General features: G+C 35.1%; 27 protein-coding genes. 24 read left to right on the plus strand and 3 right to left on the minus strand.

All coding sequences use genetic code 11. The features are described from left to right. From QZR70_RS01490 to QZR70_RS01520, 7 genes are all read left to right on the plus strand, one after another. Positions 1–812, plus strand: an 812-nt coding sequence (locus QZR70_RS01490) for a 50S ribosomal protein L11 methyltransferase (RefSeq protein ID WP_295792595.1), incomplete at its 5' end; no start/stop codon positions are given. Next, positions 809–1,540: a 16S rRNA (uracil(1498)-N(3))-methyltransferase gene (locus QZR70_RS01495; RefSeq protein WP_295792596.1), complete on the plus strand. Its 732-nt coding sequence runs from the start codon at positions 809–811 to the stop codon at positions 1,538–1,540. The genes QZR70_RS01490 and QZR70_RS01495, both read left to right, overlap by 4 nt. A gap of 24 nt (positions 1,541–1,564) precedes the next feature. Next, the gene (gene mtaB, locus QZR70_RS01500; protein WP_005386683.1) at positions 1,565–2,860 is read left to right on the plus strand and encodes a tRNA (N(6)-L-threonylcarbamoyladenosine(37)-C(2))-methylthiotransferase MtaB; all 1,296 of its coding nucleotides are present in this window, start codon (positions 1,565–1,567) and stop codon (positions 2,858–2,860) included. A gap of 11 nt (positions 2,861–2,871) precedes the next feature. Next, complete coding sequence (locus tag QZR70_RS01505) at positions 2,872–3,216, plus strand: histidine triad nucleotide-binding protein (RefSeq protein WP_005386682.1); 345 nt, start codon at positions 2,872–2,874, stop codon at positions 3,214–3,216. 157 nt (positions 3,217–3,373) lie between these two features. Continuing rightward, complete coding sequence (rpsU, locus tag QZR70_RS01510; protein ID WP_004695751.1) at positions 3,374–3,553, plus strand: 30S ribosomal protein S21; 180 nt, start codon at positions 3,374–3,376, stop codon at positions 3,551–3,553. Between the two features lie 78 nt (positions 3,554–3,631). Further along, entirely contained in the window at positions 3,632–4,075 is a 444-nt protein-coding gene (locus QZR70_RS01515; RefSeq protein WP_105094354.1) for a GatB/YqeY domain-containing protein, read from the plus strand. A 238-nt stretch (positions 4,076–4,313) separates the two neighbouring features. Further along, positions 4,314–6,218, plus strand: coding sequence for a glutamine synthetase (locus QZR70_RS01520; protein ID WP_119207155.1), 1,905 nt, complete (start codon positions 4,314–4,316; stop codon positions 6,216–6,218). Between the two features lie 92 nt (positions 6,219–6,310). Here QZR70_RS01520 and QZR70_RS01525 read toward each other — a convergent pair whose 3' ends face one another. Further along, a complete protein-coding gene (locus tag QZR70_RS01525; RefSeq protein ID WP_024066740.1) occupies positions 6,311–6,706 on the minus strand; it encodes a phosphate-starvation-inducible protein PsiE in 396 nt (131 codons plus the stop codon). A gap of 111 nt (positions 6,707–6,817) precedes the next feature. Further along, positions 6,818–7,333 carry a thiol peroxidase gene (gene tpx, locus QZR70_RS01530; RefSeq protein ID WP_024064190.1) on the minus strand — a complete coding sequence of 172 codons (516 nt, stop codon included), beginning with the start codon at positions 7,331–7,333 and terminating at the stop codon, positions 6,818–6,820. Positions 7,334–7,615: 282 nt separating this feature from the next. Here tpx and QZR70_RS01535 point away from each other — a divergent pair, with 282 nt between their 5' ends. The 11 genes from QZR70_RS01535 (at position 7,616) to QZR70_RS01585 (ending at position 18,539) form a co-directional block, all read left to right on the plus strand. Beyond that, the gene (locus QZR70_RS01535) at positions 7,616–9,343 is read left to right on the plus strand and encodes an ABC transporter ATP-binding protein (RefSeq protein ID WP_295792600.1); all 1,728 of its coding nucleotides are present in this window, start codon (positions 7,616–7,618) and stop codon (positions 9,341–9,343) included. Continuing rightward, entirely contained in the window at positions 9,330–11,075 is a 1,746-nt protein-coding gene (locus QZR70_RS01540; protein ID WP_295792602.1) for an ABC transporter ATP-binding protein, read from the plus strand. The genes QZR70_RS01535 and QZR70_RS01540 overlap by 14 nt, the downstream gene beginning before the upstream one ends. Position 11,076: 1 nt before the next feature. Next, entirely contained in the window at positions 11,077–11,871 is a 795-nt protein-coding gene (locus tag QZR70_RS01545; RefSeq protein ID WP_295792604.1) for an RNA methyltransferase, read from the plus strand. A 185-nt stretch (positions 11,872–12,056) separates the two neighbouring features. Beyond that, complete coding sequence (locus QZR70_RS01550) at positions 12,057–12,911, plus strand: ChbG/HpnK family deacetylase (RefSeq protein WP_295792606.1); 855 nt, start codon at positions 12,057–12,059, stop codon at positions 12,909–12,911. Next, entirely contained in the window at positions 12,908–13,900 is a 993-nt protein-coding gene (locus QZR70_RS01555; RefSeq protein WP_295792608.1) for a lysylphosphatidylglycerol synthase transmembrane domain-containing protein, read from the plus strand. The genes QZR70_RS01550 and QZR70_RS01555 overlap by 4 nt, the downstream gene beginning before the upstream one ends. Before the next feature lie 15 nt (positions 13,901–13,915). After that, positions 13,916–14,365 carry an ACT domain-containing protein gene (locus QZR70_RS01560; protein WP_005386672.1) on the plus strand — a complete coding sequence of 150 codons (450 nt, stop codon included), beginning with the start codon at positions 13,916–13,918 and terminating at the stop codon, positions 14,363–14,365. Between the two features lie 24 nt (positions 14,366–14,389). Beyond that, entirely contained in the window at positions 14,390–15,679 is a 1,290-nt protein-coding gene (locus QZR70_RS01565) for a homoserine dehydrogenase (protein WP_295792609.1), read from the plus strand. Between the two features lie 3 nt (positions 15,680–15,682). After that, complete coding sequence (gene thrB / locus QZR70_RS01570; protein ID WP_295792611.1) at positions 15,683–16,597, plus strand: homoserine kinase; 915 nt, start codon at positions 15,683–15,685, stop codon at positions 16,595–16,597. 55 nt (positions 16,598–16,652) lie between these two features. Beyond that, positions 16,653–17,528: a zinc metalloprotease HtpX gene (gene htpX / locus QZR70_RS01575; RefSeq protein WP_295792614.1), complete on the plus strand. Its 876-nt coding sequence runs from the start codon at positions 16,653–16,655 to the stop codon at positions 17,526–17,528. 22 nt (positions 17,529–17,550) lie between these two features. Next, entirely contained in the window at positions 17,551–17,958 is a 408-nt protein-coding gene (ndk, locus tag QZR70_RS01580) for a nucleoside-diphosphate kinase (protein ID WP_005386668.1), read from the plus strand. Between the two features lie 65 nt (positions 17,959–18,023). Continuing rightward, positions 18,024–18,539 (plus strand): cob(I)yrinic acid a,c-diamide adenosyltransferase, encoded by a 516-nt coding sequence (locus QZR70_RS01585; RefSeq protein WP_295792616.1) that lies wholly within the window; start codon positions 18,024–18,026, stop codon positions 18,537–18,539. Between the two features lie 48 nt (positions 18,540–18,587). On the opposite strand, the gene QZR70_RS01590 is transcribed toward QZR70_RS01585, so the two are convergent. Beyond that, positions 18,588–18,923: a hypothetical protein gene (locus tag QZR70_RS01590; RefSeq protein ID WP_005386666.1), complete on the minus strand. Its 336-nt coding sequence runs from the start codon at positions 18,921–18,923 to the stop codon at positions 18,588–18,590. 63 nt (positions 18,924–18,986) lie between these two features. Here QZR70_RS01590 and cobU point away from each other — a divergent pair, with 63 nt between their 5' ends. From cobU to QZR70_RS01620, 6 genes are all read left to right on the plus strand, one after another. Then, entirely contained in the window at positions 18,987–19,565 is a 579-nt protein-coding gene (gene cobU / locus QZR70_RS01595) for a bifunctional adenosylcobinamide kinase/adenosylcobinamide-phosphate guanylyltransferase (RefSeq protein WP_295792619.1), read from the plus strand. Continuing rightward, positions 19,558–21,075: a cobyric acid synthase gene (locus tag QZR70_RS01600; protein WP_295792621.1), complete on the plus strand. Its 1,518-nt coding sequence runs from the start codon at positions 19,558–19,560 to the stop codon at positions 21,073–21,075. The genes cobU and QZR70_RS01600 overlap by 8 nt, the downstream gene beginning before the upstream one ends. A gap of 12 nt (positions 21,076–21,087) precedes the next feature. Then, complete coding sequence (cbiB, locus tag QZR70_RS01605; protein ID WP_295792623.1) at positions 21,088–22,080, plus strand: adenosylcobinamide-phosphate synthase CbiB; 993 nt, start codon at positions 21,088–21,090, stop codon at positions 22,078–22,080. Continuing rightward, positions 22,080–22,973 (plus strand): adenosylcobinamide-GDP ribazoletransferase, encoded by an 894-nt coding sequence (gene cobS, locus QZR70_RS01610; RefSeq protein ID WP_295792625.1) that lies wholly within the window; start codon positions 22,080–22,082, stop codon positions 22,971–22,973. Before cbiB ends, cobS begins: the two co-directional genes overlap by 1 nt. Before the next feature lie 62 nt (positions 22,974–23,035). Beyond that, entirely contained in the window at positions 23,036–23,920 is an 885-nt protein-coding gene (locus QZR70_RS01615) for a GHMP kinase (protein ID WP_005386659.1), read from the plus strand. A gap of 24 nt (positions 23,921–23,944) precedes the next feature. Further along, a complete protein-coding gene (locus QZR70_RS01620; RefSeq protein WP_295792628.1) occupies positions 23,945–25,075 on the plus strand; it encodes a histidinol-phosphate transaminase in 1,131 nt (376 codons plus the stop codon). Positions 25,076–25,080: the final 5 nt, after the last annotated feature.

A 25,080-nucleotide genomic window follows, 5' to 3' on the forward strand; every position in this document is an offset into this window, starting at 1 on the left:
TGACTACTCTTTTTGACGATTATGCAGACAATGGAATTATAGAAGAAGATGTAGAAAATCAGCCAAATTTAATTAAACTAACAATGTACGCAGATCCATCTTTGGATTTAGATACAATTAAGTCAGATATAGAAAATCGTCTTACAGACGCCAATATTAGTGTTACATCAATTGATACTACTATATTAGATGAATCTACATGGCTCAATTCTTGGCAGCAATATATTGAACCCACAGAAATTCTACCGAATTTAATTATTAAACCAGCTTGGCAGGAATACGATAATGTGGATCACAAAACTATTATTGAAATCGATTCAAATATTTCCTTTGGTACTGGAGCCCATGAGACTACACGAACTTGTACAGAGTTATTGAAATCATATAGTGAATCTATGGATCTTGATACAGTTACTTGTTTAGATATTGGTACTGGTACTGGTATTCTTTTATTGATCGCAGCCCAGTTAGGCATCAAACATTTAGTTGGTATTGATATAGAAGAGTATGCTGCTAATCAAGCGCGCATTAACTGTGAGAATAATCATGTATCAGCTGAAATAATTTGTGGTAATTTGGATAGTGATTTCAATGGTACTGCTCAAATAATTTTAGCGAATCTAACCGTAGATCCACTCAAAATACTATTACCTCAAATTGGTAAGAAACTGGATAATCAAGGCATTTTAATCATTAGTGGTATTATAGATGATCGGTATGATGAAATCATGCCATACATTGAGGCTGATTGGCATATTATTGAGGAGCGCATTGCAGGGCCTTGGCATACATTTGCGCTAGAAAAACGATGAAAAAGATTTTTATTCCTACACCATTAGGTGAAACCATAGAATTACCAACAGATGTGACACATCATGTGTTACATGTATTTCGACATAATATGGAGAAGCCCATAACGGTTACCGGCAGTGACAATCGGTGTGGTACATATCAAATTACAGAAGAAATAGATGGTAAAGCTCAAGCAAAACTTATTGAGTATGTAGAATCAAATGTATCTTCTTATCGTACTATCCTTGTGCAATCTTTATTAAAAGGTGAAAAGCTAGAATGGGTATTGCAAAAGGCGACAGAATTAAATGTTGATACAGTCTATCTTGTATCTACTGCTAATTGTGTTGCTAAATATGATGACAAGAAATTACAAACAAAGGCTACCCGTTGGGAGAAAATAATGCTAGAAGCGGCTCAACAATGTGGGCGTAATCAACTACCAACTCTTGTAGTCGGTGAAAAGCTTTCACAAGTATTAGATATAGAATCTGATGCATTAAAATTGGTAGCCTATGAAAATGAAGATGGACATACTATTAAAGATGTTCTTTCGCAGGTCAACGCTGATAAGTCAATTACAGACATACTAATCTGTATTGGTCCAGAAGGGGGCTATCAAGAGAAGGAAATCAATGCTATTATAGAAAGTGGCGGTAAATCAGTTTCCCTTGGTAATACTATTTTACGAGCTGAAACGGCTGCTATTGGATCATTAGCGATGATTCAATATGAATTAGAACTATAAATTAAACAAGAATAGAGAGGTGCAATGAAAACCGTTGCGTTTACAACCTTAGGGTGTCGTGTCAATCAATATGATACAGATGCTATGAAAGGTTTATTTTTACAAAATAACTACGAAGCAGTAGACTTCGATGAAAAAGCAGATATATATGTAATTAATACATGTTCTGTAACGAATATGGGGGAAAAGAAATCCCGTCAATTGATTCGCAAAGCGAAGCGTCAAAACGAAGATGCCTATGTGATTGTAACTGGTTGTTATGCTCAGCTTGACCCAGATGCGATTGCTGCTATAGATGGTGTTAATCTTGTTATCGGCACCAATAACCGGTCAAAAATCGTTGAGCTTGTAGAGCAATTGGAATCTACAGAGCGTCAAATCAATGCTGTACGGGATATTATGAACGAATCGAACTTTGAAGAAATGCCATTATATGGTAATGAATCTGATAAAGCTCGTGCTTTCATGAAAATTCAAGAAGGTTGTAATAACTACTGTGCCTTTTGTATCATTCCGTATACTCGAGGAAAATTAAAATCTCGTAAAGTTGATGATATTGTACAAGAAGCAAAACGATTAGTAGAACATGGATTCCACGAAATCGTATTAACGGGTATTCATTTGGGAAATTACGGCGTTGAATTGCCAGGTCGCCCTACGTTAGCTGATGTAGTCAAAGCTTTATTAGAGATTCCTGATTTATACCGCATTCGTTTCGGGTCTATTGAATCAGTAGAGGTTTCTGATGAGCTAGTAGAATTAATGGCTACTAATAAACGTGTTTGTCCACATTTGCATTTACCACTACAAGCTGGTTCTGATCATGTATTAAAGTTGATGAAGCGCCATTATACATTACAAGAATATAAAGATTTGATTGCAAGTTTACGTTCTCGTATTAAGGATTTATCAATTACTACTGATATCATTGCTGGATTCCCGCAAGAAACGGATGAAGACTTTGAAGAAACATTAAATACAGTACGTGAAATTGGGTTTACCCATATTCACGCTTTCCCATACTCTATTCGTGAAGGCACACCTGCAGCTACTATGCCAGATCAAGTACCAGAAGCTGTAAAGAAAACTCGTGTAGCACTTTTGAATGGGCTTAGCCAATCTGGCTATGAAGCATACGCAAAATCTCGCATTGGTAAGCCTGGTGAGATTCTCATCGAAAAGGAAGAGAATGGATACTACATGGGCTTAACAAATGAGTATGTAAATGGTAAAGTTAAATCTGATGGGACACATAAAATTGGTGATCTCATTGGTGGTACTGTTGTAGGTTTAGAAGATAATTATTTGATTATTGAATAAGGAGTTATAGTATGAGTGACTGCATTTTCTGTAAAATTATCAATGGCGAAATTCCATCTAAAAAAGTGTTAGAAAACGATAAATTCTATGCATTTCATGATATTGAACCAGTGAAAAAAGTACATGTTTTAATTGTACCTAAAAACCATGTTTCCAATATTGCTCATCTTAACGAAAATAATGAAGACTATGTAGAAGGTTTATTGCCATTCGTTCGTGATGTAGCTAAAGAACTTGGTATTTCTAAAGATGGTTATCGTTTGATTTTTAATACTGGTAAAAAAGCTGGTCAAACTGTATTTCATATGCATGCTCATCTCTTAGGTGGCGAAGAAATGGGATGGCCAGAAGCTTAATATTAGGTATAATGTATTCTTTTTATAATACTTATTAAAATTCCTATAAAATATACCGGAAAATATTGACAACATCTATACCTATACATATAATATTATATGTGCGTATGTAAATTATCAGCACTTCCCGAGATTATTTTTGGAGGGAGGGATATAGATGTCTGAAATCAAAGTCGGTAAAAACGAAACGCTTGAAAGTGCTCTTCGTCGATTCAAACGCTCCTGCCAAAAAGCAGGTGTTTTGTCTGAAGTAAGAAAACGCGAACACTACGAAAAACCAAGCGTAAAAAGAAAGAAAAAATCTGAAGCAGCAAGAAAACGCAAATTCAGAGCATAAGATGATTACCCTAATTCTGCCTTTTCATGGCTTCATGAAATCCAGGATTAGGGTTTCTTTATATACATAGGAGGAACTATGAGCTTAAAAGATCAATTAAAAGAAGATATGAAAGCTGCTATGAAAGCACGCGAAGAAGGTAAAACTGCGCTTTCTGTAATTCGAATGGTTAATAGTGCGATTAAGAATACAGAAATTAATGATAAAGTTGAGCTTGATGATAATGGTATTCTTGGTATTTTGGCAAAAGAAATGAAAACTCGCCAAGACTCCTTAACTGAATTTGAAAAAGCGGGCCGTGAAGATTTAATCGCTCATGTAAAAGAAGAAATGGCTGTACTACAAAAATATTTGCCAGCTCAAATGAGTGAAGATGAAATTCGTACAGTTGTTAAAGAGGCTATTGCTGCCTGTGGCGATGCTGTAAATATGGGTAATGTTATGAAACATGTAATGCCTAAAACAAAAGGCCGTGCGGATGGCAAGGTAGTTAATAATATCGTTAAAGAGTTACTTGGTTAATATATTGTAAAATAGTCAAGTAAATGCTTTATATAGTTAGTATGTTCAATTTATTAAAATAGAATTCTTAAACCTATAATTAAGAGAATTATGAAATTCTATAGAAAGTTATTGACATATATTTTCACTATATGATATTATGAATTCAACAAAATAATTGGTCAACGAAGACTCCACTTTAGATATATAGAATATATATCTATTTGTTGGAGTCTTTTTATTTTTAGGAGGAACCATTATGGCAAATACTAAAGATTTATTGTATTACATTCCAGCAGGTCAATATGGTAAAGAAGGCGTTCTTGCATTATTAGAACAACACCCAGAAATTAAATTCGTATCTCTTGTAGGTATCGATTTAGCTGGTAATGATACAGATGAAAAAATCCCTATGTCAGCATTCTTTGATGATTATGAAGCATTCTTCGAAGGTCGTGCTGTTCAAACAGATGGTTCTTCTGTAGTACTTACAAATATTGCAACATTGAATAATGCACGTGTTGATATGTGGGGCGATCCAAGTGTAAACTGGTTCGTTGATTATAACTATGAAAATATCGATGAAGCAACAGGTTTGCCAACTGGTACACTTCGTATTCCTGCATTCTTGATGCATAACTATCGTTATGTTGATTCTCGTTCTATCTTAAAAAATAGCTGTGACTATGTTCGTGCAGAATTATTATCTTTAATTAAAGAACATGGTTTACCTGGTATGCCTCATGTGAAATCTGATGATGTTGTAGATATTATCTTCACATCTGCTACTGAATTGGAATTCTGGGTAAAAACTCCATCTAGAACAGTTACTAAAAAAGAATTATCTGTATCTCAAAAATTACAAGAACAATACTGGCAACGTACTCATGGTACAGTTCGTACTGCATTAGAACAAGCGGTAGAACGTCTTGATCAATATGGTATGGAAGCAGAAATGGGCCATAAAGAAGTAGGTGGCGTTAAAGCTAAACTTGATGAAGATGGTCATGAAGCAGTAGTATTAGAACAATTGGAAATCGACTGGAAATTCTCTGGTAACCCATTACAAACAGCAGATAACGAATTACAAGCTCGTATTATCGTTCGTGAAGTATTCCGTGAAAACGGTCTTGATGTAACATTCAATGCGAAACCTATTATTGGTGTAGCTGGTTCTGGCGAACATACACACTTTGGTGTTATGGCTAAATTGAAATCTGGTAAACTTGTTAACTTGTTCAGCCCAGAAGATATGCGTAAAGAATCTGCTAGCTCCTTAGGTATTGGTGCAATCATGGGTCTATTGAAACACTACGAAGCAATCAATCCATTCATTAGCTCCACAACAGACTCCTTAAATCGTTTGAAACCTGGTTTCGAAGCACCAGTATGTATCGTTACATCCTTAGGTACTGATCCTTCTGAACCTAGCCGTAACCGTACCATCCTTTGTGGTTTGATTCGCGATATCGACAATCCTATGGCTACACGCTATGAATTGCGTTCTCCAAACCCTTACACAAACACATATACTGCATTAGCATTGATCTTCATCTCTGCATTTGATGGTATGAAATATGCTATTACATCTGGTAAAACACAAGCTCAATTGGAAGCAGAACTTTCTAAAGAAGTTGGTGAACCAGCTGAATACCTTGCTACAAATCGTGCATACCGTACAGAAAAAGATGTATTCGATGATTTCACTCAAGAAGAACGTAATCAAATGTTTGGTATTGCACCAGCTACTGTATGGGAAAATATTAAAGGTTACCAAAACAACCCTGAATTAGTTGAAACATTGGCTCAAGGTAATGCATTTGCTAAAGACTTGATGGATTCCTTCATTGCATCTATTTTGAAACGTTGGAAACTTGTATTGGCTCACCGTTTGATTCCTAATAATCTTGATACTGTTCGTAAAATGGTAGCTATTCATACTGATAGCCGTAATAGTGTAGATGATAAACGTTTTGCAGAAGTTAACGATTTACGTTTCTATCTTGCTAAAGATAGTGATGATCGCAAATCCTTGTTCACTCGATTAATCGATGCACTTAATGACGGTGAATATGACTTAGCATCTCAATTACAAATTGAAATGAACGATAAAATGGAAGAATTAGAAGCTAAATATGCTAACTATGCAAAAAACATCTTCTAATATCGGTTGATTCTATTACTCAAAAAGGGCTCCTACATTTGTAGGAGCCCTTTTATTCATATTAACTTTTTATAATTTAGCCGTTAAAGCTATTACTCGTTATGTCCTATAAACTTTTCTACTAGTACTAAGCTACATACAAGTACAAAAATTGCAACAGACCAGATTAAATTATCATATGACGATTCATGATCGATGATTAGCAGTCTAACAATTGCAGTTATGCCAATATATAAAAAGAAATTAAGCGGGAAGTGGAAGTTATTTTTAAAGTATTTTACGATGAGAGCAATAAACTCAAAGTATAAGAAGAAGGTAATTAATTCTTCAATTAATAAATAGTAAGTGCTATAACCTTGGATATTTGCCCACGTAATAAATCCTAGGCTAATTAAGGTATTAATGAGGGCAATACAAAGAGCAATGCCTACACCTACAAGGGCTATATTTTTTATAGTTAATAATAATTTAGAAATACGTATCCACATATATAATTCACCTACAATAAATATCTAAATACTATACCACATAAAAAAGACCGTACACCGTACGGTCTTTTTACGATTACACCACAGTATAATCAAGAGAATATCAAAGGATTAGATATCAGCTTTAATTGCTTCTAATGCAGCATCGAAGTTAACTGCTTGAGTTACTTCAGGAACGTATTCAACATAAGTTACTTTATTTTCTTTGTTGATTACTACTACGCCACGAGTTAAAAGACGAAGTTCTTCAATCAAGAAGCCATAGTTTTCACCGAAGGAAGCGTCTTTGTGGTCAGACAAAGTAATAACTTTATCTACGCCAGCAGCGCCACACCAACGTTTTTGAGCGAAAGGTAAGTCCATAGAGATAGTCAATACTACAACATCATCAGAAAGTGCTGTAGCATCTTGGTTGAACCAACGAGTTTGAGCGTCACAAACGCCTGTATCAAGGGAAGGAACAACGGAGATAACTTTTACTTTACCTTCGAAATCTTTTAATGTTTTAGGTTGTAAGTCGTTGCTTAAAACTGTGAAGTCAGGAGCTTGTTGACCTACTTTAACTTCTGGACCAACCAATGTGATAGGGCCACCTGCAAATGTTACTACGCCAGTACGTTTTTCCATGTTGTATTCCTCCTAAGAGTTTTAATTCTAATGTTCGTAAGGATACGTTTTGTATCTATGCATAGTATAACACTTACATTACCATAAGTAAACTAAAAAATTCGATATAGTGTTTTTAAGGGAATAAATAGTATGTTATTGGCTTCATAATCAAGAAAATATCTTAAAACTACATTATATACGTATAGGTGTATTATGATATATGAAAAAAATGTGTATACTATAAGGAGTATATTTAAATAATGATAATCCTGTAATACAGAAATTTAACTGAGAGGTCCTATGAAACCTATAGAGCTATTTATGCAGTTTTTCCGCCGAGAAGGCTGGGTATATGCCATCGGCTTAACTATGCTAATCGCTATTGATATAGCATTTTTATTTGTTCCACAATTCATTGGTAATGCCATCGATACACTAAGTCACAATAAAGAGGGCTTAGTCAATTATATTATTTACTTTATTTTATTATTTATTATTATAACGATTCTAAAAGTTATTTCGCGACGCACCTTACTTGGTTCCATCCGTCGTATGGAGTACCTTTTTCGTGAAATCTTGTGTAGAAAAGCATTACAAATAAAAACAACATATTATGAGGCAAATGGACCTGGTAAAGTTATGGCGTTGATGACAAATGATGTTACATCTCTTCGTGTAGCGTTAGGTTTAGGTGTAATGATCGTGGTGGATATTATATTTTATTCCATTGTAGGATCTATTATTTTAATACAAAAAATAGATGGTCTATTAGCTTTTAAAATCATGACACCTGTATTCTTCATCATTGTTGCAATATTTGTGTTGGGCAGAAAATTACGTGCTAAACAGCGTAGTGCTCAAGCTACTTATAGTGATATGACAGAGTTTGGGCAAGAATTATTCCAAGGTATAGATGTAATTAGAGCCTTTAATCGAGAACGTATTATTTCTGACTCGTTTGAAAAAATAAATAAATTGAACTATAAGAAAAATATGGAGGTTGCCTTATTAGATTCTGTACTAACACCGTTAACAAGAATTGCACCGTTTATTTGTATTAGTATCAGTATTTTCATATGTGGTCACCTAGCTGTAAATGGTCAAATGTCCATAGGTGAATTTGTAACTATCAATTCATTCATTATGCTAATCGTAGGACCTTTAATTGGCTTTGGTGGACTCATTTCGATTGTACAAAAAGGCTTGGCATCGTTAGATCGTATTACCGATTTCTTACGACTACCAATAGAGTCAATTGATGACTCAACTGAAGTATTACCACTTGAGGATATTAATATACGATATTTAGATTTTAATTATGAAAATTCTAAAGGTCATGCATTGTCTCAAGTATCTACAACTATTCGTAAAGGCTCTTTTATAGGCATTGTTGGTAAACCTGGATCTGGTAAAAGTACTCTCTTTAAATTACTCATTGGTTTGCAACAAAGCCCCGCTAAATCTATTTATTTTGGGAACCAAGATATTTCAGATATACCTTTATCTAAGCTTCGAAATTCAATAGCTTATGTACCAACTCAATCTTATTTATTGAGTACTACTATTGAAGATAATATTAAATTTGGTAAAGAATTACCTATGCATGAATCCGTAGAGGTGGCTGCAAAAAAAGCCGACCTATATAGAGATTTAGGTAATCTATTAGATAATGACTTACATACTCTTGCAGAAGAAGGACATGATTTATCTGGTGGTCAAAAGCAACGTATTAATATGGCTAGAGGTTTTTATAAAAATGCACCATATTTATTATTAGATGATTGTTTCTCAGCTTTAGATGCCGTAACAGTAAATACTATTTTAGAGACATTACATACAGTAAATTCACAAACTATATTATGTATTTCGCAACGATTAGAGGTTATTGAAAAAGCTGATAAAGTTATTGTCTTTGATGAAGGTCATATAGTTGAAGAGGGGACACATGAGGAATTATTAAATCTCAATGGTTTATATAAAACACTCTATGAAGCACAGAAAGGAGAGGCTCAAAATGAAAACGCATAAAGAAAGAAACGATTGGGCTTTATTCTCCTATATAACTGCATATATTAAACCCTATTTAGGAATCTTATTAGTAGCAACAATTGCACTTGCGGGAAATCTTGTACTACTATTATTTAGACCATATCTTACAAAACAAGTCATCGATCTTGGTTTTGCTACAAATGATATTCATGTCATTGAATATTATGCTATTTTATATGGTCTCACTATCATTGGCAGTGTGTGCTTTATTTTCATAGAAAATTACTTTTTAAAAAGTTTTGGCCAAAAGATTATCTACAATATTCGCCATATTGTGTTCCAAAAAATTCTACATAAATCACATGATGAATTCTATAAATTGCCTATTGGTAATTGGGTAACACGCATTACAAATGATGTAGAATCACTGCGCACCTTATATACAGACGTATTATTGAATTTAGCTAGTAGTGGATTAATGATTATCGGTATATTAGCCTTTATGTATGCTATTAATATACCATTAGCCATTATTATGACAATTTTAGTGCCTATTATGGGTGGCATTATTTGGGTATATCAAAAGTTCTCTAGAAAGGCTTTTCGTCAAGTAAGACGATCCGTAGCAGCGTCAAATGCGAGTATTAAGGAACTACTTAATTATATTGTTATTGTAAAGTCCTATGGTGGAGAAAAGGCTATAGAAGATAAATATGAAACTGTTAATAAAGGTTTTTTAGAAGCCGGTCTTTTTGAAGTAACAACATTTTCTATTTTTAGACCTCTCGTTGATGGATTATTTTTTGTAGCATTAATTGTTATATTTACCACTACCAATTTAATTGATTCTATAGCTGATGCAGGTACTGTTTTTGCTTTCATTCAATATATGGATCGATTCTTTCAACCATTAAAGGACATTGCAGACAAATATAATTCCCTGCAAAGTTCATTAGCTGGTGCAGAACGGTTAGTTCCATTATTAGAAGAAAAAGAGCGAAATATGGTAGATGAAGTTCCAAAGGAACTGATTCCAGTAGAATCAATTGAATTTGATCATGTTTGGTTTTCCTATGAGAATAACGATGTCTATGCATTACAAGATTTCACCTTACATATTAAAGCTGGTGATTTTACTGGTATTGTAGGACCATCCGGTAGTGGTAAGTCCACATTATTGTCCTTACTAATGGGTATCTATAAACCTACAAAGGGTTCCATCTACATTAATGGTATTAATATTTCAAAATATGATAGTTCTGTACTTCGTCATTTAATGGGCTATGTATTCCAACAAGCTTACTTATTTAAAGGTTCTATTAAAGATAATCTTACACTTTTTGATAACTCTATATCTCATGATGAAATGGTAAAAGCTGCAAAACAAGTAAATTTAGATTCTATGATTGAACAATTACCTGAAGGCTATAATACACCTGTTGGGTACTTAGGTTCTTTATTATCAGATGGACAAAAGCAATTACTAGCCTTTGGTCGTACATTAATAAGAAATATACCTATTTTATTATTAGATGAAGCAACTGCTAATATTGATAGTCATACGGAAAAACAAATACAAGCAAGTATCGAACGTATTCGGGGTAGTAAGACGATTGTAAGTATCGCTCATCGGTTATCGACGGTACAAGAAGCAAATAAAATTGTTTATATTGAATATGGTAAAATAATAGAACAAGGTTCTTTTAAAGAATTAATAGACCTAAAGGGGGCCTTTTATAATTTATGGATTCGTCAAAAAAGCGGGAGTTAGCATGGAATTTATCCAATCTAAAGATAATAAGACTATCAAACGTATAGTTTCTCTAGGACAGCGTAAAAATCGTAATAAACATGGTGAATATATTGTTGAAGGTATTCGTTCTATCCGTGATATTTCATCTAATGGTGTAATAAAAACAATTGTTATACGAGAATCTAAATGTAAAGATAATAATATCGAAGCTTTATTAGCTTTAGATTCTATGCAATCAATTCCTACTTATATTGCGCAAGATCCAATATTTGATAAAATCGATAATACCGTAAATGGACAAGGTATTATTGCAATTGTAGCTAAACCTAAACATAGTATGGAATCTATCTCTATTGAAGATGGTGTCTATATTACACTAGATGGCGTCCAAGATCCTGGTAATCTAGGCACGATTATAAGGACTGCTGTCGCAGCAGGTGTGAAAGGTATATTTTTGATGAAAGGTACCGTGGATCCATATAATGATAAAACGGTACGTAGCACAATGAGTGCGTTACATAAAATACGAGTCTATGAAGACGTCACATTATCTATGCTCAATGATCTGATTGCAGAATCCAATATGTCTACCTATGTAACTGCCCTAGAGGAATCAAAACCTTATAACATGGTTACATACGATAAACGATGTATGTTGATTTTAGGTAATGAAGGGAATGGGGTAACACCTGAGGTTATGAATCTATGTGAGCACCGAATCATGATTCCCATGTATGGTGACATTGAATCGTTAAATGTGAGTGTAGCAGCGGCTTTATGTATGTATAAAGCTCAAGAGCAATTGATATCATAATTAAAATACTTGAGAATCAGATCTAGTATTTATGATAAAAATTTATAAGTATATCGAAAGTCCTCTACTAGTATACAAGTAGAGGGCTTTTGTATTGATTTTATAGTTCTGTATTTGGTACAATAACATATATCCTTTGTGGGAGAACAAAGTTCTCCCTTTTTTTAATGAAAAGGAAGTAAACTATGTCCAAATTAATAGTAAATGCCGACGATTTTGGTCTTCATAGTGCAGTTAACGCTGCAGTCATTGATGGCCACCGTACAGGTATCATTACGAGCACCTCTCTGTTAGCGGGAGGCGAAGCTTTTACAGAAGCCGTAAGTATGGCAAAAAATAACCCTAAGTTGGGCATTGGTGTTCATATCGCCTTAGTAGGTGGGCTAAAACCGGTATGTAATCCATCTGAAGTACCATCTCTGCTTACATCTGAAGGCGTCTTTCCAGAAACATATATCGATTTTATGAAACGAATTTATACTGGAAAGATTAACTATAGTGAGTTGCGCAAGGAAATTCACGCTCAAATGGAACGGATCATGGAGTCCGGTTTGCACGTAACGCATATTGATGGTCATCAACATATGCATGTATTACCAACGGTACTACCAATCGTAATTGAGCAAGCGAAACACTATGGTATTAATGCAATACGCATTCCAGATGAATCCTCTTTATTTGTCAATTATATGTACTCGCCAGTGCGATTACTAGGCAAGGTCGGTTTATCTACTGTAGCGGCAAAGGCAAGGCCTACAGTACGGGATAATGGTATGTATTCCACACAATATTTTTGGGGTATGGTAAACGGGGGACACATTAACCAGAAAACGTTAATAGGTATATTAAAATCCGTATCTAAAAAATCAGGTACTCATGAATTGATGATTCATCCAGGTTTAAATAATACGATTTTGGGAAATCAATATAAATGGGGCTATCATTGGGAGGATGAATTACAAGCTGTTTGTTCTAACCATACGCGTTTATATATTAGACAACATAATATTGAGCTAATTAATTATGGAGATTTGATATGAGTAAAATGATGAAGAGAGGCATCTTTATGTTTCTCTTACTATTGGCTGTGTCAATTGGTATCATTTACTACACTATTGATTTAGATGCATTAAAAACAATTTCATCATTTAATAGTATTTCTTTATTATTAGCTTTGATAGCTTTAGCAGCAGGCATGTATTTTGATGGCCTACGGTTACAAAGACTTGTAAAAATCGGTGGGTACAAGCTATCCATAAAGGCGGTACTTCGCGTAATTTTTAGTAATTATTTTATGGCCATGTTGACACCAGGTGCCAGTGGAGGTGCTGTAGCGCAAGTTCTAGTATTAAAAAGTTATGGTGTACCCATATCTAAAGGTACGCCAATCGTATTAATACGCACCGTATTTTCAATTATGTTCTTGGTTATCATGTTACCTTTAGTATTTTTACATGATGCTATTGAAATTCCTTATATCTCACGAGATATGCTGTTAATTTTCGCTGTATTAGCTGTTATTGCAACGCTTTTAGGTACATATATCTTGCAGACTAAATATATGCGTCAATTTGTATATAATTTAGCGCAACGGTTTAAAGCACATAAAACAAGAGATTGGCTCTCTAAATTAGAAACCTTGAATCAAGGTTTAGGATTACTATATAAACAACCCATACAATCCTTTATTGTATTTATTGAGTCTGGCTTGAGTTTATTATGCTTATACTGTATTGCACCTGCATTGATGTATGCTTTCACACCAGATATTCCTATCATTGATATATTAGATCGAATGATTCTATTAAATTTAATTTTATATTTCGCACCAACACCAGGGGGAACAGGGATTGCAGAAGGACTATTTGTAGCATTGTTTAGTACCTTTGTACCTAATGGAACTGTTGGTATTGTGGCTGTAGCATGGCGAGTTATGGCAGAATATTTGCCATTTTTTATTGGTATGTATGCAGTATTAACATTATATGGGCGTCAATTTGTGGCCCAAGAAACTTCAAAAGAACAATAAGGGAGTGTGTGTTCTATGACTAAACCAAAAAAAGATAAGTTTTATCTGGTGCAAGAAGATATTTTACCAGAAGCGATAAAAAAGACGATCAAGGTAAAAGAGATTTTGAAGCTAGGTGAAGTTAAAACGATTAACGAAGCAGTTGAAAAAATGGATTTAAGTCGTTCTGCGTATTACAAGTACAAAGATTATGTATTCCCATTTTTTGAAATTGCGCAAGGTAAAATCGTTAGTATTTATGTTTCCATGTCTAATGAATCTGGCATGCTATCTAGTGTATTAAAAGCTATTGCAGAACGGAATGGTAGTATTTTGACAATCAATCAAGATATTCCTTTACAGGGTATTGCAAACAGTAGCATTTCCTTTGAAACAAAAGATTTACAAGGATCATTAGAAGATTTATTATTAGATATTCGCTCTATGAAGGGCATTATTAAGGTAGAAATTTTAGGCCAAGCATAGGCTATTGAAGAGAGTAGGACAATTATGACCACTATAAAAATTGCGTTATTAGGTTTTGGTACTGTTGCACAAGGTACATTTAATTTGTTGCAAGATAATGCTGAGTTAATTAGAAATCGTACAGGTGTTAATGTAGAAATTTCTAAAATCTTTGTGCGTAATCCTGATAAATATAGCCATATTACATTGCCTGAAACAGCTCAATATGTAACTGATATTGATGAAGTATTAAAAGATGATTCCATTCAAATGGTTGTGGAATTAATGGGTGGTACAACCTTTGCTAAAGACTGTGTAGAAGGTGCTTTAAAAGCCAAGAAAAATGTAGTAACAGCGAATAAAGATTTATTAGCTGAATCTGGCCCATACCTATTGGATTTAGCTAGCAAAAATGGAGTGGATTTGCGCTTTGAAGCATCTGTATTAGGTGGTATTCCTATCATCCGTACATTATATGAATCCTTAGCGGGCAATCGTATTACTGAGATCATCGGTATTATGAATGGTACAACAAACTTCATTTTAACGAAAATGTCTGAAGAAGGTTTAAGCTATCAAGATGTACTAAAGGAAGCACAAGATTTAGGTTATGCAGAGGCTGATCCTACAGCAGACGTTGAAGGTCTAGATGCGGCACGTAAACTGGCTATCCTTGCATCCATTAGTTTCAATCGCCGCATCTTCTTTGAAGATGTATCTGTAGAAGGTATTACAAGCATAGATACAGAAGACATCAAATTCGGTAAAGAGTTTGGTTACAATATTAAATTATTAGGTATCGCTAAGGAAACTAGCCAAGGTTTATCTCTAAACGTATACCCTGCATTTATTCCTACAACACATCCTTTAGCATCTGTTCGTGGCTCTTATAATGCTATTTATGTAAAAGGTAATGGTATCGATGATGTAATGTTATATGGTCGCGGTGCTGGTAGCTTGCCTACAGGTAGCTCTGTAGTATCCGATATTATGGAAGTAGCAAAAAATGTTTCGTACAATGAAACAGGTCGCTTGAAACCATTCTATTTTGATCAAAAAAACATTTACTCTCCTGGCAAGATTCAATCTAGCTACTACTTGCGTTTAGAAGTAGATAATAAAACAGGTGTATTAGCAAAAATTTCTGCCAAATTAGCAGAACAAAAGATTTCTGTATTATCTATTGTTCAACGCAATATGGATCCAGAAACTGCGGTTCTTGCAATTGTAACGTCCAAATGTCCTAGATCTTATATTTTAAATCTTATTGATTCCTTTAATAGCTTGCGTTCCGTTAAGTCTGTTAATAGTGTCATTCGTATTATGGAAGCTTAAACTATGAATACCATTCGCGTACAAGTGCCCGCTACAAGTGCCAACTGCGGGCCCGGTTTTGATTGCCTAGGATTAGCATTAAACCTTTACAATATCTTTAGCTTTACACCAGATCCAAATGCTACTGAATATACATATACCTTTGAAGGTTTTGGTGCTGATATTCTTCGCGCTGAAGACCCTAAAAAGAATCTTATTGGATTTGCCATGGATCAAGTGTTTGCTACTGCTCAAGAACCCATACAATACGGACATATTACGTCTGAAACTTTAATTCCACCATCTCGTGGTCTAGGTAGCAGTAGTACGGCTATTGTAGGTGGCCTTTTGTTAGCCAATGCATTAGTTAAACATCCTCTTACTAAAGAAGAGTTGTTAGTCATTGCAAACCGTATGGAAGGTCATCCAGACAATGTAGCACCTGCTATTTTTGGTAATTTATGCTGTGCTACTGGTTTAAAGACAAAGGTATTAAATACAGTTATCTCTGTTCCATCAGAATTGCATTTTGCTGTTGTGGTACCAGAGGTTATGGTCTCCACAGAATACGCTCGTTCTGTTTTACCGAATCATGTACCGTTTAAAGAGGCTGTCCAAAACGTGAGCCATGCATCTTTATTTGTAACAAGTTTAATTACACATCAATTGAGCAATTTATCTGTTGCATTAGATGATAATTTACATGTTCCATACAGAAAAACATTGATACCACATTGTGATGCTGCTTTTGAAGCGGCTAAAGCAGCTGGAGCATATGGTGCCACGATTAGTGGTTCTGGTTCTACGTTAATTGCCTATGTAGACAAAGCCCATGTACAAGCTGTAGCTGATGCTATGGGTGCCATATTTACAGCTAATGGAATTGAAAATAAAACATACTGCTTAGAAGCCGATAGTACAGGCGCATCAATTATTTAGTTTGTGGTATAATTATAGTGTTAGGCATAGTCCATAACTATAATTGGAGGAAACTATGAACAATATGAAAACAACGCTATTATTAGCGACTCTAACGGCCATTATGGTGGTCTTAGGTGATATGATTGGTGGCAGAAGTGGTATGATGATTATGTTTGTTATATCCATGGGCATGAATTTTATGTCTTATTGGTTTAGCGACAAAATCGTTTTAGCACAATACAATGCACAACAAGTTACTGCACAATCTAATCCAAAACTATATGGAATGGTAGAACGTTTGGCTAAAAATGGTAAGTTACCAATGCCAAAGGTATATATTATTCCAAGTGATGTACCTAATGCGTTTGCTACAGGTAGAAGTCCTAGTCATGCAGCGGTTGCTGTTACAGAAGGGATTCAACGTCTATTAACTGATGATGAACTAGAAGGTGTTTTAGGACACGAATTAACACATGTTAAAAATCGTGATACCTTAATTAGCACGATTGCTGCCATGATGGCAGGCGCCATTTCTATGATTGCCCAAGTGCTTCAATTCTCTGCGATCTTTGGTCGCTCAGATGACCGTGAAGGCTCTAATCCTTTAGAACTAATAGGGGCAATTATTATTGCACCAATCGCGGCAGGTCTTATTCAGATGAGTATTTCTCGAGCACGCGAATTCTTAGCTGATGAGGGGGGCGGAGAGATGTGCCGCAATCCTTTGGCTTTAGCATCTGCCCTTGCAAAAATTGACTACTATTCAAAACATGGTGCATTGCCAAATGCAAGTAATGCAACAGCCCATATGTTTATCATCAACCCTATGGTTGGTATTGGTGAAAGCTTGAGCAATCTTTTTAGTACACATCCTCGTACAGAGGAACGTATTGCAAAATTGAAACAACAAGCAATGAATCCTAAATATAAAGAGAAAGCATTATTTTAATTAATATCTACAGGAGGATATCATGCAAGAAACATTAGTTTTAATCAAACCAGATGCAGTTAAGCGTCAATTAAGTGGTGAAATTCTTAGCCGTTATGAACGTAAAGGTCTTGTAATTAAAGCATTAAAACTTCTACAAGTACCTCGTGAATTAGCTGAAGAGCATTATGCTGAGCATAAAGAAAAACCATTCTTTGGTGAATTAGTAGATTTCATCACATCTGGTCCAGTTCTTGCTTTCGTATTGGCCGGAGATAATGCTATCGTATCCGTACGTGCATTAAACGGTGCAACAAATCCTGTAGATGCTGCCCCTGGTAGTATTCGTGGTGACTATGCCTTAACAATGGATGCCAACGTAGTACATGCTTCTGACTCTCCAGAGGCTGCTGCTCGTGAAATTCATCTTTGGTTCCCAGAATATAAATAATCTCAAGGTTGAGATCCTGTAGCTTTTCTTTCTACATTTATGTATATCTATAGGAGGTAATACATATGGCAAGTAGTGTTTACACAAAAACAGGTGATGCTGGTACAACTGGTTTATATACTGGTGAACGAGTACCTAAATCCTCTTTACGCGTAGAAGCTTATGGTACAATCGATGAATTACAAGCATTTTTAGGCTTGGCTCGTTCCTATGCTGAAAATCCACGTGTTGCTACTGAATTATATGATATTGAGCGCAACTTATGGACTTTAATGGCCGATATTGCTAGCTTAAATGTTGCACCAGTAATTACAGAACAACATGTTAAACATTTAGAAAAGGTGATTGATCGCTTTGATGAAAAGCTTGAACCTTTATCTAATTTCGTAATTCCAGGTGAGAAACAATCTTCAGCATACTTACATGTGGCTAGAACGATAACTCGTCGTGCTGAACGTGATTTATGGCGTGTATTAGATGCTGGTGAAAGTGTTCACGAATCTAATTTAAAATATTTAAACCGTCTATCCGACCTTTGCTTTATCATGTGTCGTGTAGAAGAGGAAATTGGAGCTGAATAAACCAAAAAAAGCTATGTATTTTACATAGCTTTTTGCTCGTTATAGACCTTATTGTGAAATTGTTTGATTTAACACATCATGAGGACTTGGATAGTAGAAGAAAATATGAGGAATTTCATAGCGGAATTTTTCTCTTAACAAATCAGAAAGAGTTGTTTCAAAGTTTATAATTTTATCAGCTCCGAAATCAAAATCTTCTACTAAAACCAATAATTGTGGCTCTACTTGTGGCGCATTTTCTGGTAACGCTTCTGGTGGTAGTGGAACATTTACTACTACACGGGCTGTACCGATATACTTGCCTTGTCCATCGTCGATGGCAACACGATAGGTATTATCCCATAAAGTAGCCATCATTTTAAGTTTCATATTCATAATTTCCATAGTATCGCTCCTTTGTTATACTTATAATGATACTGAAATTATAAATTCTTGTATAGGTGCATTATGAAATCCCAAATTATATTGTGTTCCGGTGGAGCACGCAGTGGAAAAAGTGAATTTGCAGAACGTTTAGCACTTTCTACGGAGGGTCGTAAAGCTTATGTAGCAACAGGACAAGCGTTTGATGAAGAAATGGTTGATCGCATAAAAAAACACCAAGAACGACGTGGTGCGATATGGACAAATTTTGAAGTGCCATTATATCTAGCTAAAGAGTGGCAAAATATTAGCCAATCTGCTGATGTAATTCTTATAGATTGTTTAACTATGTTTACTACGAATCACATGATGGCACATGGTTCTATACAAGGGCAACAAGATGCTAATGACTTGGAAGAGGCTGTACTTTCAGAATTAGAATCATTACTAAATTTAATTGCATCAAGTGATGGGAAAACAGTTATTTTTGTAACTAATGAAATTGGTCTTGGTATTGTACCAGATAATAAGCTAGCTAGATATTTTAGAGATATTGCAGGTCGCGTTAATCGGACGGTCGCAACTGTAGCTGATAAATTATACTTAACGATTAGTGGTGTTACCATTGAATTAAAATCCCAGGAGGTTCATATAAATGGCTAAGAAAATTATGTTCCAAGGAACAAGTTCCAATGTAGGTAAAAGTATTTTATGTACTGCTTTATGCCGCATCTTCTACAGAAAAGGTTTTAAAACCGTTCCTTTTAAAGCTCAAAATATGGCCCTCAATTCGTATGTCACTAAATGGGGAGATGAAATTGGTCGTGCTCAAGTAGCACAAGCTGAGGCTGCAGGCATAGATCCAATTGTTCAAATGAACCCTGTTTTATTAAAACCTACAGGTAATCAATCCTCTCAAGTTGTATTAATGGGTAAGCCAGTTGGCGTCTATAGCGCTAAGGAATACCATACAAAATATTCTTTAACAGCCCTTGATAAAGTAAAAGAATCTATCGACTTCTTGGATTTCAACTTTGATATGATGGTTATAGAAGGTGCCGGTAGTCCTGCAGAAGTTAATCTCAAAGCTAATGATATCGTAAATATGCGCATTGCTAAGATGACGCAAGCTCCTGTATATCTCATTGCTGATATCGACCGTGGTGGTGCTATTGCATCTATCGTTGGTACTTTGGAATTATTAGAACCAGAAGAACGAGATCTTATTAAAGGTATTGTTATAAATAAATTCCGTGGTGATATTAAATTATTAGAACCTGCACTCACATTCATCGAAGAAAAAACAGGTAAAAAGGTAGTAGGTGTTATCCCTGCCATTGAAAACCTTGATATCGATGAAGAGGACTCTGTGGCATTAGAAAATAAACGCAACAGTGGTGCAAAAGAGATTCAAGTAGTAGTTATGCAAACACCTAAAATTTCTAACTTTACCGACTTTGATGCATTAAATTATGAACCAGATGTATCTGTTCGTTTTGTAGGCCCTGGAGATGTTATTGGTAAGCCGGACTTAATCATTTTACCTGGTTCTAAAAATACACTAGCAGACCTAACATATCTTCGTAATTCTGGCTTTGCTGATGAAATAAAGCAGCTTGCTGAACAAGGCACACCTGTTATCGGTGTATGTGGTGGCAATCAAATGTTAGGTAAAACAATATATGATCCGCATCATATGGAAGGTGATATTGAAGAAGTTGAAGGTCTTGGTTTAGTGGATTCCTCCACCACAATGAAGGATCAAAAAACTACACACCAAGTAGAATTTAATGTATCTAACCTTCAGTTTTTAAATGGTACATTTACAGGTGAAAAGTTAGTAGGCTATGAGATTCATATGGGGGATACTACGCCATTAGTAGATACCGTGAGCCGTTGTTTCACTATTACGAGCCGCAGTGAAGAGGCGGTCAATGTAATTGATGGCTTTATCGATGGCAATCATCAAGTAATGGGGACATATATTCACGGTGTATTTGATAATGATGAATTTAGACGCTTTATTATCAATCAGTTACGCGAACGTAAGGGGTTAGAACCATTAGATGTAGTATTCCATTATTTTGATCACAAAAATGCAGCTTACAATCGATTAGCTGATATTGTAGAAGAACACTTAGATATGGATTATATTATGTCTACCTTGGGTTAGTAGGGGAGATATATGGAACATTTAACAATTTTACATTGGTTTACAAAGTATAGCTTTGTATGTATTCCAATCTTAGCATTTATATTGGATTTGCTTATTGGAGATCCCAATAGTAAATACCATCCTGTGGCTATAATTGGCCGTATTATATCCTTTTTCGAGGCAGTTCTATATAAAGATACTGATAATGATACAAAAAAACTATGGTACGGCGGTATTGCAGTAGGTTTAATCCTTGTTTCTGTATATATTATAGTGTCTTTGATTCTTTGGCTTGGTGGCGTAGTTGATGAATGGGTAGAATACGCTCTTGAAGTAATTATTCTTTACATTGCTATATCTCCACGCTCACTAGCTGGTGCTGGTTTTACTATTAGCCAATTAATTAAGCAAGATAATATTGAAGAAGCTCGCAAGCGATTATCTTGGATTGTAGGGCGCGATACAGAAGAATTAGATGAAAGCGAAATTACACGAGCTACTGTAGAGACCATTGCAGAAAATACAGTAGATGGCATTATTGCGCCTTTATTTTTCTTCATCATCGGCGGTCCAATGGGGGCAATTCTATATAGAACTGCCAATACTATGGACTCTATGCTGGGCTATAAAAATCAAAAGTATATGTACTTTGGTCGTGTAGCTGCCCGCTTTGATGATGTACTTAACTGGATTCCTGCACGAATTACCTTTATATTATTAATTATTTCTGCATTCTTTTTACGCTTTGACGCAAAGAAAGCTCTCCAAATTGGCTTACGTGACGCTAATAAGCATCCAAGTCCTAATGGCGGCTATGCAGAAGCACCAGTTGCAGGGGCTTTACATATTCGTTTAGGTGGTTACAATCAATATTTCAAGAAAATGACCTTCCGTGAATACATGGGGGATCCTATTGAAAAATTAAATCGCAACCATATTACACGCACAATTTATATGATGTATTTTACGACTATACTAATGGTTATTATTAGTACAGTCATTACTTATGGGATGAATGTATAATGACACCTTTTTTCATAGCATTACAGTTTTTAACACGTTTAAAGATCGTTAATCAAACAGAATGGTCTGTAGAGGATTTTGGTAAATCTGTTGTAGCCTTTCCTTATGTAGGGTTGATCATCGGTCTTATTTTAGCATTACTATATGGAATATTATCACCGTTTATTCCGTTGGTTCCGTTGATGTTAATCATCGTTATAGCGGAATTCTTGATTACTGGTGGTCTCCATGCAGATGGTTTAATGGATACAAGTGATGGTCTATTTTCAGGACGTGAACGGGAACGTAAGCTGGAAATTATGAAAGATAGCCGTATAGGCTCTTTTGGTGTTGTTGCTTTTGTATTTGTTACACTTTTAAAATGGCAATTATTAACGGCCATTCCTACAGCGGAATTTATTCCTATGGCATTGATTATGATGCCATTAATGAGCCGTTGGTCCCTTGTATTGAGTATCAGATCTTATCCGTATGCGAGAAAAGAGGGAATGGGTGCTGCCTTTGCTAACTTAGCTCCAAAGCATGTTATTACGTACAATACAATTTCAACGTTCTTTATGCCTATTGTTATATTAATAATCGGTACGATTTTGTATACCCTTTTATATGGCGCATATTCTATCTTCTCTGTAGCTGATGTTGGATATGTTGTAGGACTAGGTGTATTAGTCTATGCTACATTAGGTATTTTCCAAATCAATATTGTAAGCATGATAATTACCTATATTATCAATCGTTTGCTTAATCGTTATATTGTTAATCAACTTGGTGGTACTACTGGTGACACATATGGATTTGTTGTAGAGGTTACAGAGGTATTATTACTCTTTGTATATATCATTATCTTGTCCATATTATCTGCTTCTGTCGCATCCAATACGACTATGTTTTAATATCGTTCTGCCTAATGGCTTGTTATAGTTATTGTTTTTATTTAATGTGAAAGGAGTTCAATGTGACCTATTATGTACGAGCCCCAGGTACATGTGGGGAATTTCTACAAGGTTCTATTAATGGTCAGTCATTCTTAGTGACTTGTCCTATTAATCGATACTCCTACGCATTAAGTAATGTAACACATCCGTTTTCACAGCACTATTGTGCATTACAGCCTAAGTCTGCGAAGGCAAGAGAATTAGTACAGCGATTATTACAAAAAAATAATAAAAACCAAGCTTGTCCACCTGTATATGTACGTTCTGACATCATACAGGGTAAGGGGATGGCCTCAAGTTCTGCGGATATTTCTGTGACGGCTATGGCAACAGCATTAGCCATGAATTATGATCTATCACTAAAGGAATTAGAGCAAATTTGCTTATCTGTAGAGCCTACAGATGCTTCATTTTATCAAGGTGTTACTCAGTTTGATTATATAAAAGGCACTATTTCTCAACCACTGGGGATGTGTCCTCCATTGAAAATCCTTGTATTTGATGAGGGTGGTAGTATAGATACAGTCTCTTTTAATCAACAAGTAGATTTACAAACTAAGATTTTAGAAAAAGAATCAATCATAGAAGAGTCACTTGATCTATTCAAACGGGGATTAAATACACATGATATAAATTTAATAGGTCAAGCAGCTACATTAAGTGCCTTTGGTAATCAACGTATATTGTATAAACCGAATTTATATGATTTTCATGATATTGGTAATTACTACAATAGTGTTGGTACAATCATAGCTCATAGTGGGACCATTATGGGCCTTTTATTTCCAGTAGATTATGGGCGAATCGATGATTGTAAACAAGAGATTATGCGTAAATTACCACAGTTATCCTATGTGGATACTGTAGAAACAACAAACGAAGGATTGACCTATATCAAACGATAATATATTTAATAGAAAGAGAATCAAATGTCTAAGATACATGGGGGCAATATATTTCAGTTTGCCCATGAACAACGAATTGAACCATATGAGGTAATTGATTTTAGCGCTAATATTAATCCTCTTGGTCCTAGTCAACGTGGATTGGATGCATTAAATAATCAATTACGTTATATTTCTCATTATCCAGATGCTACAAATGATGATGTGTTAAATGCTATTGCTGATACATATGGGATGGATAAGAATCAAATTATAGTTGGTAATGGCGCAGCTGAGTTATTGTATGCCATTTGTCGTTTACCTGGATATACTGGTGCTTTTGTACCAGCGCCTGGTTTTTCTGAGTATAAAGAAGCTCTTGAAGCTAGTAATATTCCTGTACGCGATATTTTCTATCGCCCTCGTGAAGATGATAATGGAAAACCTTATTTTGAAGTACCTTATTTAGCATTAGAAACATTTGCTGCTGAGCTTAAAGGTCAAGATGGTCGCATTATTGTATTTTTAGGTAATCCTAACAACCCGGATGGAACAATGCTTGATAAAGCACACATTCGAACTGTAGCGAGCATGTTAAAAGATGCCAATAGTTTACTAGTTATAGATGAGTCCTTCATTGACTTTGTTGGCAATGATCCATTACGTGATAATGACCAATCTATGCGTTCTTTGATTAATGAATTCGATAATATCATCGTAGTTCATTCTTTCACGAAGTTTTACGCTGTACCAGGCCTCAGAATTGGTGCTGCTTTTGGTAACGAAAAATTAATTAGTCACTTACATCAATATATTCCTAGTTGGTCTGTAAATACATTAGCCCAAGCTTATACAGAGGCTGCTTTGAATGATGTTGATTATATAAAAAGAACAAAGCAAGAATTAAATGAGGAAAGAGCCTTTATGTATAATGCATTAGATGCAATAGAAGGGATTACCGTATATCCACCGTCCGCCAATTTTATCTTGTTCAAAGTAAATCGTGAAGGTATTATAGCTAATACGATTAATGAAAATCTAAAGAAAGATAACATGATTGTACGTAATTGTGACTCTTATGTAGGTCTCAATAATCAATGGGTACGCATTGCTATTAAAGATTATGATACTAATATCAAATTAGTAGAGAAGCTAACAGATATTTTGAAAGTATAGGAAAA

Origin of the sequence: uncultured Veillonella sp., assembly GCF_900545205.1 — a bacterium.
Lineage (GTDB): Bacteria > Bacillota > Negativicutes > Veillonellales > Veillonellaceae > Veillonella.